This window comes from Mesorhizobium sp., from assembly GCF_005063415.1.
Lineage (GTDB): Bacteria > Pseudomonadota > Alphaproteobacteria > Rhizobiales > Rhizobiaceae > Mesorhizobium.
In genome coordinates this window covers 1-11,163 of the sequence record NZ_SUEG01000161.1, presented here as the reverse complement: position 1 = coordinate 11,163, position 11,163 = coordinate 1, and the positions used below count along the sequence as shown (strand labels likewise).

Below are 11,163 nucleotides of genomic sequence, written 5' to 3'. Positions count from 1 at the left end.
TTCCAGAAGGCTCACCCTTCCAGGACGTCGAAGAAGTCCTGGAAGGGTGAGCCTTCTGGAAGCTGCGGCATCGGCACCGCGCCCGGCCCCTCAGTGCCCTTCACCGTCTGCGACGTCGAGATGTTGACCACCGCGCCGAGCAGGCCGGCGGCGAGATCGGCAACCGAGGGCGGCCCGTCGGCTGCCACTGTCGGCGTCACGAAAGACGGAACGGCAACGGCGCCGACCAGAAGCGCAGCGGCCCCGGCGATGAACGTCCGCCTCGCTGCACGCAGAAGGGTGGTGGATGTCATCGAAAGGCCTCCGGGTGTTCTAAAAAAGCGCTTCGGCAAAAACGCCGCGTCGCGTCATGTTGGCAAGAAATAAGGCACGTTTGCGGCTATGGCTACCGCCAGAGGATAAATCCTCCGTTACGCCGGCTTCCCCTGCACCGGCCCTACTGGCCGGTGCCTGGCTGTGCCGCTGGCGCGACGGGAGCGGCCGGCGCTGGTGCCGGCGGTGCCGCGGGCGTTTCCTTGCTGTCCGGGTCGCGGAAAAAGCGGAAGAACTCGGAATTCGGCGACAGCACCATCGTCGTTCCGCTGCTGTTCAGCGCCGTGCCATAGGCATTCATCGATCGATAGAAATCGAAGAACGCCGGATCGCGCTGATAGGCCCCGGCAAACGTCGCGCTGCGCTGGGCTTCACCTTCACCGCGCAGGATTTCAGACTCTTTTTGCGCTTCGGCGACGATTTCGACCACTTCGCGGTCGGCGCGAGCCCTGATCCGCTGCGCTGCCTCATTGCCTCGCGCCCTCAGCCGCTCGGCTTCGGCGAGACGTTCGGCCTTCATGCGGTCGAAGGTCTGCTGCGAGACTTCGGCCGTCAGATCGGTGCGGCGGATGCGGACATCCTCGATCTGCAGGCCAAGCGAAGTGGCATCGGGCCTCAGCTGATCGCGCACCTCACGCATCATTACGGCGCGCTCTTCCGAAAGTGCCGCCTCGAAGTCGCGCAGGCCGTAGACGCGGCGCAAGGCGGCGTCGAGACGCGTCCTCAGCCGGGCCTCGGCCAGTTCGATCTGGCCGGAGACCGCGGCGCGGAACACGCGCGGATCCGAGATACGATAGGCGATAAAGGCATCGACCTCATAGAACTTGCCGCCCGAAACCTGAACGCGGATATTGTCGAGGTCGAAGCGCAGGACCCTGTTTTCGATCAGCTGCACGGTGTCGGCATCGAAGAAGGAGAATGGAGCCTTGAAATAGATGCCCGGCTGGTTCTTGACGTCGACGATTTCGCCGAACCTGAGCACCAGCGCCTGCTGGCGCGCATTGACGACGAAGACCGACGAATAGAGCAGGAACAGGATGACCGCGGCGATGACCGCAATGACGGGAAGACGGTTGGCCATCACTGGTTTCCTCCGGTGGCCGGTGCCGGCGCCTTCTGCTGCAATGCCGGCAGCGGCAGGTAGGGAACCACCCCTTGCCCGTTGCCTTGCTCGACAATGACCTTGCTCGAATCCTTCAGCACCCTCTCCATCGTTTCCAGGTAAAGCCGCTTGCGCGTCACTTCCGGCGCCTTGGCATATTCGTCATAGACCGAGATGAAGCGCTGCGCCTCGCCTTCGGCCTCCTGCACGACCCGGTTCTTGTAGGCGGCCGCGTCTTCGCGGATCTGTGCGGCCGCGCCGCGCGCCTGGCCGAGCTTCTGGTTGGAATACTGATTGGCCTGCTCGACGAACTTGTCCTCGTCCTGTTCGGCGCGCTGCACCTCGTCGAACGCGTCTGCCACCTCGCGCGGCGGCGCGGCGTCCTCGATCGAAATGGCATTGACGTTGAGGCCGGCCTTGTAGCCGTCCAGCGTCGTCTGGATGATCTCACGCACCGACGCCGCAATGCCTTGCCGGTCGTCGCGGAAAATGTCCTGCGCCGGGCGCCGGCCGACCGCTTCACGCATCGCGCTTTCGGCGACCTGCTGCAGCATGCCGCCCGGGTCGGACACGTCGAACAGATAGGCCTTCGGGTCGGAAACCTGATAGGCCACAGAGAATTGCACGTTGACGATGTTCTGATCGCCGGAAAGCATCAGGCCATTGCCGCTGGTGCTGCCGCCACCGATGCTGACAAGCTGCTCGGCGATGTTAGCGGTCTCGACCGTTTCGATGGGCCACCAATGGAAATGCAGGCCAGGCTGCGAAAGCTCCGCCTTCGGCTTGCCGAACCTGAGCTCCACCGCAACTTCGTCGGGCTGCACGGTGTAGACCGCCTTGAACGCCCATAGCACCACCAGCGCCGCAGCAATCAGCCCGAACACGGCCGGGCTCGCGCCACCGCCGCCCGGCAGCGCGCGCCGCAACCTATCCTGCCCACGCCGGATGATATCCTCGAGATCGGGAGGCGAGCCCTGCGGGCCGCTGGGTCCCTTGGGTCCCTGTCCCCAAGGTCCCTGATTGTTGCCGCCGCCCCACGGGCCGCCGCCGCCGCTCTTGTCGTTCCAGGGCATGAATGTCCTTTCGCTTGGAATTCCCTCAAGCGCCGGCTCGCCGGCGCAAAATCCAATATTATTATTCTATAGGGATGCAACGGCACGCTTTCAACGCGATCGGCTGCCGTAACAGTCCGCCTTTGGGTCCATTTAGACCTGTCGCGACGCTTTGTCGTCTTCAATTCACGTCGCGGCGCCGCTCGTAAACCGAATAGCGTGTCGCATGGCTGTCCTTTTCACCGGCCTCCACCTCCTGTGAGTGGACTATCCGCCATAGTGCCGGATCGATCGGCGGGAAATGGGCGTCGCCGTCGACCGCGGCCAGCACATGCGTGACGTGCAGCCGATCGGCCAACGGCAGCGCCTGAGCGTAGATCTCGCCGCCGCCGATGACGCAGATCTCGTCAGCGCCGGCCATGCACCGCCCGCGCACCGTCGCCAGCGCGATCGCGTCCTCGATCGAATGCGCGACTTCGACGCCCTCGGCGCGCCATGCCCTGTCTCGCGTCACCACGATGTTGAGCCTGCCCGGCAATGGCCGGCCGATGCCTTCATAGGTCTTGCGGCCCATGATGATGGGCTTGCCCATCGTATCGGCCTTGAATCGCTTGAGATCGGTGGAAAGCCGCCACGGCAACCCACCCTCGCGCCCGATCACGCCATTCTCGGCGATGGCGACATAAATCGCGAGGTCCATCAGCCGCCGTTCCCGCCATCGGATGGCTCCAGCAGCAATATGTCGATGTCGTGCTCGGGGTAGAAGTTCTGCGCCTTCATCTCGAACGTCGTCGGTCCGACCTTCCTGACGTTTTCGCCGCAAAACGAGACCAGGTTCTTCGGATCGCCCTTGTCAACGGTCAGCTTGAACGTGCCGATGTTTCCCGACGCCCAGTTGCCGCCCGTGGTCAGGATATAGGCGATGCGGTTCTCGAAATATTTGGGGTAGCCGTCGGGATCGTCCTTGGCTGCCTTGCGCACGGCATTCTCGAACGTGCCATCCATGCAGTAGCGGGTCTTGTAGGCGGCATACTGGCCCTGGAACTGGCCGTCATAGAAGAAGCTGACCGAGGAGGTGCCGCCGACGCTCGGCTTGTAGCGATGCGAGACATGGACAGCCTTGTTGGCCGGAAAGGTCGAGCGCCACCAATAGGTCGAGCGCAATTGCCAGAACGGCGTATAGGCGGTCTTCATGCCCGAACCGTCGTCGGCGGTATCCTCGATGATGATGCCGCGATTGACCCAGTCGTCGGCGACCGCTTGCGGCAGCTTTGCCAGCGCTGCCTTGGCCGCATCGCCGAATGGATAGAACGGCACCCCCTGCGCCTTCAGGTCGGCGCCGATATCGATGCCGAGCGCAAATACCTTCTGCTCGAGCTGTGGCTTTGCCGGCGCCCCGTCGATCGTCACTTCGAAGCCGAGGAAATTATCGCTCTGCGCCTCCGGAATTGCCGGTATTTCTTCGGGGTCGCCTTCGATGTCGGGCATCGGAAAGGCGACGATCGCATCGACATCCTTGTCGGTGTTGTTGCGGAAGACGTAATCGACCGTCACTTTTTCCGGCGAGATGTAGAGATCCTCGCTTTCCATCGCCACCGCGTCGCTGCGCGAAAGGATCAGCCCACCAGTGCCGAGTTCGGCGACCGAATCGTTGGCGAGCGCAGGCGTAGCCGAGAGCGCCAAGGCTGCGGTCAGGACGTAACGGAACATGGATACTCCCCCGGCGAAAATGCCAACGTGACTCTAGCTGTTCAATGTGGCGTTTCAAAGCCTTTCGGCAAATGCGCCAGCGTCTGCCGGCATGTCATGTCGGTCTAGACACGCCGGTCCCGATCGGGCAGGAGTTCGCCCATGCGCAAGCTTCTTGTCATCGGCATCGGCGCCGGCAATCCGGAGCACATGACGGTCCAGGCCATTAACGGCCTCAACCGGGCCGACGTGCTGTTCATCCCCGACAAGGGCGCCAGGAAGAACGATCTCGCCGAATTGCGCCGCCAGATCTGCGACCGCTTCGTCATTAATCTGAACTCGCGCCGTGTCGAATTCGAGGTGCCGGTGCGCGCCGAGCCGGCAGCTTCCTACCGCTCGACCGTCGACGACTGGCACGAGGCGATCGCCGCGATCTACGAAGGCCTGATCCGCGACGAACTCCCCGAAGATGGCTGCGGCGCCTTCCTGATCTGGGGCGATCCTTCGCTCTACGACAGCGCGCTGCGCATCCTGGAGCGCGTACGCCTGAGAGGCAATGTCGCGTTCGAGCTGGAGGTCATCCCCGGCATCACCGCTATCCAGGCACTCGCAGCCAGCCACAAAATGGCATTGAACCGCATCGGCGACGCCATTTTGATCACCACCGGCCGCCGGCTCGCCGAGGAAGGTCTGCCCGAAAACGTCGGCAGCACCATCGTCATGCTGGACGGAAAATGCGCCTTCAACACGCTGGACGACAAGGACGTCACCGTCCACTGGGGCGCCTATCTCGGGACGCCCGACGAGATCGTCATCTCGGGCCGGATTGGCGACGTCGGCGACAAGATCGTGAGCACTCGTGAGGAGGCCCGTCGGAAAAAAGGCTGGATCATGGACACCTATCTGCTGCGCAAGCCGGGCGAGCCTGAAGAGTAGCAGAGATCGAGCGCGGCATGAATTCCGCCGAGATCACGCAGCGTCGATCTCGGCCTGCAGCGCCTCCATATGTGCCGCCGCTGCTGAAGAAGCAGCCCGCTCAATGGCGCGGAAGCGGCTGACCACCGCAAGCCCGACCGACGTCAACTGGGCGCCACCGCCTTTCTTGCCGCCCGTCTGTGCCGCAACCAGCGGCTTGCCGAACACGCGGTTCATGTCCTCGACCAGATCCCAGGCGTGCTTGTAAGACATCTCCATACCGCGCGCCGCGGCCGAAATCGAACCGAAGGCGGCGATCTGTTCCAGAAGCTCGATCTTGCCCGGCCCGAGGCGGCCATGTGGATCGAGATTTATCCGCAAACTCAGCGACGGCATTTTCTCCTCCGCGGTCACGCCATTCTACAAGTTCGCCAGCAATACCGCTATTCCAAAACGATATAGCGAATCATCGGCCGTTCACCCATCCGCCTCGGCCGGCAAGCCGGCGCCGGTATTCGCCCGGTCGAAGCTCACTGTCTTGACCACCGCAAAGACCTTTCGACCAAGCCGAAGCCGCAGCGTCTGCCGCGACTGTTCGGTGATGCGGGCAAGCACGGTTGCGCCATTGCAGTCGAGGCCAATCTCGACCGTAGGCCCTTCGCCCGGCTCTATTGCCACAATCGTGCCCGGCAGTATGTTGAGCGCGCTGAGCCCAACCGGGTGCTCGGTGGCGATCATCACGTCGCGGGCACGGATGCGGACGCGCACCGGCGCACCGAGCGGCGTTGCCAGAAGTGGCACCCGGATCTCGCCCGCCAATGAGCCTAGCACCGTCATGCCAAAGGCCTCGTCGTGGCGCAGAACCGCGGCATCCAGCACGGCACCGCCCTCGCCGCGCTCTTCGGCCGGCAATAGATCCAGACGCTGCATGATCGCTCCGGTCGGACCGGAAGCAGCGACCTTGCCCTGCATCAGTACCACGACGTCGCTCGCCAGCCGCGCCACTTCGGCGATCGAGTGGCTGACATAGACGATCGGGATTTTCGTCTCGTCGCGCAGCCGCTCGATATAAGGCAAGATCTCGGCCTTGCGCGCCTCGTCGAGCGATGCCAGCGGCTCGTCCATCAGCAGCAATTTCGGACTGGCAAGCAGCGCCCTGCCGATTGCCACGCGCTGCTTCTCGCCACCGGAGAGTTTTGCCGGCCGCCGGTCGAGCAGATGGCCGATCCCGAGCAGTTCGACCACGCCATTGATATCCGCGTAGCGCTCGGCAGCCGGCGTGAACCAGCGGCCATAGCGCAGATTGCTCGCCACGCTCATATGCGGAAACAGCCGCGCATCCTGGAACACCATGCCGATCCGCCGTTTGTGCTTAGGCACGAACAGGCCGGCATCGCTATCGACCAGCACGCGGCCCCCGGCCGCGATGCGGCCTTTGTCGGGGCGGATCAGCCCGGCAATCAAATTGATCAGCGTCGTCTTTCCGGAGCCGGACGGCCCGAACAGCGCAGTCAGCCGCCCGGCGCTCTCGAAGCGGGCATTGACGGCGAAATTGCCAAGCCGGTGGCTGATGTCGACCTGAACCGTCATTCGATGTCCATCCGCCGGCCGACGCGCCGCGCCAGCACTTCCGAGGCCACGAGTGCAGCCATCGAGATGACGATCGAGATCAGCGTCAGCCTGAGCGCGCCGGCGTCGCCGCCGGGAACCTGCGTGAAAGTGTAGATCGCCGACGGCAGCGTTTGCGTCTCGTTCGGAATATTGGAGACGAAGGTGATCGTCGCGCCGAATTCGCCCATCGCCTTGGCGAAGGAGAGGATCGCGCCGGCGATCAGGCCGGGCAGGGTCAGCGGCAGCGTGATCGTGCCGAACACCCACAGCGGATTGGCGCCGAGCGTGCCGGCGGCCGCCTCGATTTTGCGGTCGACAGCCTCGATCGACAGCCGGATCGCCCGCACCATCAGCGGAAAACCCATCACGCCGCAGGCGAGCGCGGCGCCCGTCCAGCGAAAGGAAAAAACGATGCCGAAATGCTCGGCCAGGAAGGCCCCGGCCGGACCACGCTTGCCGAAAGTCAAAAGCAATAAATAGCCGGTCACCACCGGCGGCAGGATCAGCGGCAGATGCACCAGCCCGTTGAGCAGTGTCTTGCCCCAGAACTGGCCGCGGGCGAGCACAAGGGCGATCAGAATGCCCGGCGGCAGGCTGGCAATCATCGCCACGGTCGCCACCTTGATCGACAGCCGGACCGCATTCCATTCGTCGGGAGCGAGATCCAGCAGCCAGTTCATGTGCGGTGCCGTTTGTCAGTTGCTCGGCGCAAGGATGGTAAAACCTTGCGCCTTGAAGAGTTCGCCAGCCTTGGTGGATTGCAGGCATTTCAGGAATGCGGCGGTATGCTTGCCCCTCGAATCGGCAAGCCGGGCGACCGGATAGATGATTGGCGGATGGGAACCCGCGGGGAAAGTGCCGATCACCTTCACGCCAGGCTCCGCATGCGCATCCGTGGCATAGACGATGCCGAGTGCTGCCTCGCCGGTCGACACCAGTTTTAGGGCGGCGCGCACATTCTCGGCCTGCGCCACCTTGCCTTCGACCGAAGACCAGACACCGAGCGATTCGAGCGCCGCCTTGCCGTATTTGCCTGCCGGCACCGCCTTGACATCGCCCATGGCAAGTTTGCCGTCACCGACCAGCCCGGCTAGATCGAACCCCTTTTCGATCCTGGTCTCGACCTTGGAATCCCGCGGCGCAACCAGCACGATCTGGTTGCCAAGCAGTTTCATTTCGGTTTCGGGCTTGGTCAGCTTCCTGTCGGACAGGTATTTCATCCAGTCGAAATCGGCCGAGATGAATACGTCTGCTGGCGCGCCGCCTTCAATCTGCCTGGCCAGCGCCGAGCTCGCCGCGTAGGAAATGGTTGCCGCCTCGCCGACATCGGCCTCGCAGGCCTTGTTGACGGCATCGAGCCCGTCCTTCAGGCTCGCCGCAGCAAACACGACCACCTTGTCATCGGCATTGGCCGCCGGCACCACGGCCATCAGCATGGCGGCGAGACCCGCGATGGCAATCGTCGTCGAACCTTTGCGCGCCAGCATGAAACTCTCCTCGTCTCGGAACGCCCGAAGCCGTCCATCGATATATCCATGTGAACATAACAAGGAAAGGCTCTTTACCGGCGACGGCATTCTGAGCTCAGGTTTCTCGGCGTGCGATAACCTCCGCTGGATACAGCGGTATTGAGGCCAAAGGAAATATCACATGAAATCAGTACCCGCGGCACGGGCAAACGAGGGCGCAGCCGCAGTAGGCAGTTTCGATATGGACAATCAGGTAGGTCCCTAGACCGCGATCGGCGCCTTGATCGTCGCGTCGGCGAAATAGTTCTCGAGCCGGAAATCCTCGAAGCGGAAGGCAAAGAGGTCCTTCGCCTCGGGATTTATCCATAGCGTCGGCAACGCCTTGGGCGTGCGCCGCAATTGCTCGCGCGCCTGCTCGAAATGGTTCGAGTAAAGATGCGCGTCGCCGAGCGTGTGGATGAAATCGCCGGGTTTCAATCCGGTCACGTGCGCCACCATCAGCGTCAGCAACGCATAGGAAGCAATGTTGAACGGCACACCGAGAAAGATATCGCCCGAACGCTGGTAGAGCTGGCAGGAAAGCTTGCCTTCAGAAACATAAAACTGGAACAGGCAATGGCAGGGCGGCAACGCCATGGCCTCCACCTCGGCCGGGTTCCACGCCGAAACAATCAGCCGCCGCGAATTAGGATTTTTGCGTATCTCCTTCAGAAGATTCGCAATCTGGTCGATGCCGCCGCCATGGCCGTCCGGCCACGAACGCCATTGCTTGCCATAGACCGGGCCGAGATCGCCATTCTCGTCGGCCCACTCATCCCAGATCGAGACGCCGTGATCGTTGAGATATTTGATGTTGGTGTCACCGGCCAGGAACCACAAAAGCTCGTGGATGATCGACTTCAGGTGCAGCTTCTTGGTGGTGGTGACCGGAAAGCCGCGGGCCAGGTCGAAGCGCATCTGGTAGCCGAATACCGAGCGTGTTCCGGTGCCGGTGCGGTCGCCGCGATCGGCGCCGTTTTCCAGCACATGCTTCAGAAGGTCGAGATACTGGCGCATCGGCTCCGGTCCGATTCGGGTTGTCAGCCATCATAGCCGAATGACGGTCGGCCGAACACAGTAAAGCGAGACAATTCCAGCAGAAGTCTCACCGGCACCGGCGGCGAGGTTGCTCAGAGCGAGCCGAGCATGCCCAGATCCTTGGCGACGAGGTAATAGAACGTCACCCGGCTCTTGCTGTTGTCGGCCGCCATCACCTTGCAGGTCTTTTCGATAGCCGCATCCGCCTTGGCGCCGTCGGTGACGCCGAGCTTGCCGGCGACCCAGCTGTTCCTGACGCGCTTCAGTTCCTCCGGGTCGGTGCAGGACACCAGCGAGGAATCGCGGTTCCTGAGCGCGATGCCCAGATGCTTGACGATCTTGGCGACCGCGTCGGCATCCGCCGCCGCATCATATTTCTTTACGTCTGCGAGATAGTCGGCCATCGAATTTCCCCTCGTCGGCGCCACGGGATCCGGTCGATGAGGATTGTGGCGCGCTGCCGCAAATTATGCGCTGGGTCTCCTCACCGCCACAAAGCTTCGGTTGAGACCGGCGGCAAGTCAACCCCTTGGTGATCCACTTTGACACGGACGAAAGTGGCATTCCGGCCTTTCATTTTCCACCGCCAGTCCCTATATTCGCTTCGTCGGCTCGACCGACTATGGCGATAAACAGGCGATGAAATAAGCCGTTCGGACCCGGGGGCGGTACCCGGCGCCTCCACCAAAAACCGCTGCTCAGGAGCGGCTTTTGCTGGGGGCGAAATAGGATCGACGAAGGTGTAAAGATCGTACTTTTGCCCGGCATTGTACCACCGTTATCGGGCTAAACTTATAGTTGCCAACGACAACTATGCGGAAGCACGTCTCGCCGCGTAAGCGGTGCGATAGCTTCAATTCAAGCCCTAGTGGTTCGCACTTCTAGGCGGGGTTCGGAGGTACCTGGCAACAGAAACCTCCATTTCTCTCTCTCATCACACTTATCCTTCGCCGCTGCCTGAACCGCATCCGGCGGCGCTGATTGTTTTGCAACTGCGCCGGGCCTATCGCGCGGCAGCAATGCCGAGAACACTTGAGCGGCATTCCGCCTAAACCTTCTGCATCCAGGCTTCCCATCATCGGAACCTCCGATGGCAGCATTCGTAGCTTCCCGTTTCCCTTCTCTCATGCCTTTGCGGGACAAGGCCTCAGTTTCTCGCCGCGTGTGGTCACGCCCGGCGAGCTACCTGATGGAGATAAGATGAACCAGGAAACCACACCAACACCCGAACGTATCCTGATCGTTGGCGGCAGTTCCGGCATGGGGCTGTCGCTGGCCGAACAGCGGCTTGCCGCCGGCGCCGAGGTTACGATCGTCGGCCGCTCCGAGGACCGGTTGTCGGCCGCACGGCAGCACTTGCCTCACCCGGAAAGGCTGAGGACGATCGCAGCCGACGTCACAAGCGAGGAAGAGGTCCAGCGCCTGTTCCAGGATGTCGGTACGCTCGACCACATCGTCTCGACCGCCGCCGACGTTACCGGCGTCTATGTGTTGCTTGCCGAGATGGACATCTCGGTGGCGCGGAAAGTGATGGATTCCAAAGTCGTCGGACCGCTTCTTCTTGCCAAACATGGCGCGCCTCGTCTGACGCCCAGGGGATCGATCACGCTGACCTCGGGCATCGCCGCCTATCGTCCGGCGGCGAAAGGCTCGGTGGTGGCAGCCGTTAATGGGGCCCTTGGCTCACTCGCCTACGCGCTTGCCGTCGAACTGGCGCCGATCCGCGTCAACGTCGTCTCGCCGGGCTGGGTCGACACGCCGATTTGGGATGCCGTCGTCGGGAGCGGAAAGACCGTCGCGCTGGACGCCATGGCAAAGCGCCTGCTCGTCGGCCGGATCGGCCAGGCAGCCGACGTTGCCCAAGCCATCACGTCCCTGATGCATAACGGCTTCATCACCGGAACCGTGCTTCATGTCGATGGTGGCCAGCGGCTGG

General features: G+C 62.6%; 12 protein-coding genes, 1 other RNA gene and 1 pseudogene. 3 read left to right on the top strand and 11 right to left on the bottom strand.

The window, feature by feature from the left end; genetic code table 11:
- Positions 1-29: 29 nt before the first annotated feature.
- From E5W70_RS27420 to E5W70_RS27400, 5 genes and pseudogenes are all read right to left on the bottom strand, one after another.
- Positions 30-293, bottom strand: a pseudogene (locus tag E5W70_RS27420) (serine protease); the annotation flags it as partial.
- A 143-nt stretch (positions 294-436) separates the two neighbouring features.
- Positions 437-1,393, bottom strand: a complete 957-nt coding sequence (locus tag E5W70_RS27415) for a protease modulator HflC (RefSeq protein WP_292664365.1) — start codon at positions 1,391-1,393, stop codon at positions 437-439.
- Positions 1,393-2,487 (bottom strand): FtsH protease activity modulator HflK, encoded by a 1,095-nt coding sequence (gene hflK / locus E5W70_RS27410; protein ID WP_292664363.1) that lies wholly within the window; start codon positions 2,485-2,487, stop codon positions 1,393-1,395. Before hflK ends, E5W70_RS27415 begins: the two co-directional genes overlap by 1 nt.
- A 160-nt stretch (positions 2,488-2,647) precedes the next feature.
- Positions 2,648-3,166, bottom strand: coding sequence for a dihydrofolate reductase (locus E5W70_RS27405; protein ID WP_292664361.1), 519 nt, complete (start codon positions 3,164-3,166; stop codon positions 2,648-2,650).
- A complete protein-coding gene (locus tag E5W70_RS27400; RefSeq protein ID WP_292664359.1) occupies positions 3,166-4,176 on the bottom strand; it encodes a DUF4424 domain-containing protein in 1,011 nt (336 codons plus the stop codon). The genes E5W70_RS27405 and E5W70_RS27400 overlap by 1 nt, the downstream gene beginning before the upstream one ends.
- 141 nt (positions 4,177-4,317) lie before the next feature.
- Here E5W70_RS27400 and cobF point away from each other — a divergent pair, with 141 nt between their 5' ends.
- Positions 4,318-5,091: a precorrin-6A synthase (deacetylating) gene (gene cobF, locus E5W70_RS27395; RefSeq protein ID WP_292664357.1), complete on the top strand. Its 774-nt coding sequence runs from the start codon at positions 4,318-4,320 to the stop codon at positions 5,089-5,091.
- A 33-nt stretch (positions 5,092-5,124) separates the two neighbouring features.
- Here cobF and E5W70_RS27390 read toward each other — a convergent pair whose 3' ends face one another.
- The 6 genes from E5W70_RS27390 to E5W70_RS27365 all read right to left on the bottom strand — a co-directional run bounded on the left by E5W70_RS27390 (position 5,125) and on the right by E5W70_RS27365 (position 9,631).
- Positions 5,125-5,466 carry a winged helix-turn-helix domain-containing protein gene (locus E5W70_RS27390; RefSeq protein WP_292664355.1) on the bottom strand — a complete coding sequence of 114 codons (342 nt, stop codon included), beginning with the start codon at positions 5,464-5,466 and terminating at the stop codon, positions 5,125-5,127.
- An 81-nt stretch (positions 5,467-5,547) separates the two neighbouring features.
- The gene (gene modC / locus E5W70_RS27385; RefSeq protein ID WP_292664353.1) at positions 5,548-6,660 is read right to left on the bottom strand and encodes a molybdenum ABC transporter ATP-binding protein; all 1,113 of its coding nucleotides are present in this window, start codon (positions 6,658-6,660) and stop codon (positions 5,548-5,550) included.
- Positions 6,657-7,361: a molybdate ABC transporter permease subunit gene (gene modB, locus E5W70_RS27380; protein ID WP_292664351.1), complete on the bottom strand. Its 705-nt coding sequence runs from the start codon at positions 7,359-7,361 to the stop codon at positions 6,657-6,659. Before modB ends, modC begins: the two co-directional genes overlap by 4 nt.
- 15 nt (positions 7,362-7,376) lie before the next feature.
- The gene (gene modA / locus E5W70_RS27375) at positions 7,377-8,168 is read right to left on the bottom strand and encodes a molybdate ABC transporter substrate-binding protein (protein ID WP_292664349.1); all 792 of its coding nucleotides are present in this window, start codon (positions 8,166-8,168) and stop codon (positions 7,377-7,379) included.
- Between the two features lie 243 nt (positions 8,169-8,411).
- Positions 8,412-9,206 (bottom strand): thymidylate synthase, encoded by a 795-nt coding sequence (locus E5W70_RS27370; RefSeq protein ID WP_292664347.1) that lies wholly within the window; start codon positions 9,204-9,206, stop codon positions 8,412-8,414.
- A gap of 113 nt (positions 9,207-9,319) precedes the next feature.
- On the bottom strand, positions 9,320-9,631 hold the full coding sequence (locus tag E5W70_RS27365) for a DUF2853 family protein (protein WP_292664345.1): 312 nt from the start codon (positions 9,629-9,631) through the stop codon (positions 9,320-9,322).
- Positions 9,632-9,794: 163 nt separating this feature from the next.
- On the opposite strand from E5W70_RS27365, the gene ssrA reads away from it, so the two are divergent.
- Together ssrA and E5W70_RS27355 are read left to right on the top strand one after the other, a co-directional pair.
- Positions 9,795-10,150: a transfer-messenger RNA gene (gene ssrA, locus E5W70_RS27360) on the top strand.
- Positions 10,151-10,427: 277 nt separating this feature from the next.
- A partial coding sequence (locus tag E5W70_RS27355) for an SDR family oxidoreductase (protein WP_292664343.1) occupies positions 10,428-11,163 on the top strand: 736 nt, incomplete at its 3' end.

Coding starts and splice junctions, on each gene's coding strand:
- hflK (WP_292664363.1), bottom strand. CDS start 2,487: ATGCCCTGGAACGACAAGAGCGGCGGCGGCGGCCCGTGGGGCGGCGGC.
- E5W70_RS27405 (WP_292664361.1), bottom strand. CDS start 3,166: ATGGACCTCGCGATTTATGTCGCCATCGCCGAGAATGGCGTGATCGGG.
- cobF (WP_292664357.1), top strand. CDS start 4,318: ATGCGCAAGCTTCTTGTCATCGGCATCGGCGCCGGCAATCCGGAGCAC.
- E5W70_RS27400 (WP_292664359.1), bottom strand. CDS start 4,176: ATGTTCCGTTACGTCCTGACCGCAGCCTTGGCGCTCTCGGCTACGCCT.
- modA (WP_292664349.1), bottom strand. CDS start 8,168: ATGCTGGCGCGCAAAGGTTCGACGACGATTGCCATCGCGGGTCTCGCC.
- modC (WP_292664353.1), bottom strand. CDS start 6,660: ATGACGGTTCAGGTCGACATCAGCCACCGGCTTGGCAATTTCGCCGTC.
- modB (WP_292664351.1), bottom strand. CDS start 7,361: ATGAACTGGCTGCTGGATCTCGCTCCCGACGAATGGAATGCGGTCCGG.
- E5W70_RS27415 (WP_292664365.1), bottom strand. CDS start 1,393: ATGGCCAACCGTCTTCCCGTCATTGCGGTCATCGCCGCGGTCATCCTG.
- E5W70_RS27370 (WP_292664347.1), bottom strand. CDS start 9,206: ATGCGCCAGTATCTCGACCTTCTGAAGCATGTGCTGGAAAACGGCGCC.
- E5W70_RS27390 (WP_292664355.1), bottom strand. CDS start 5,466: ATGCCGTCGCTGAGTTTGCGGATAAATCTCGATCCACATGGCCGCCTC.
- E5W70_RS27365 (WP_292664345.1), bottom strand. CDS start 9,631: ATGGCCGACTATCTCGCAGACGTAAAGAAATATGATGCGGCGGCGGAT.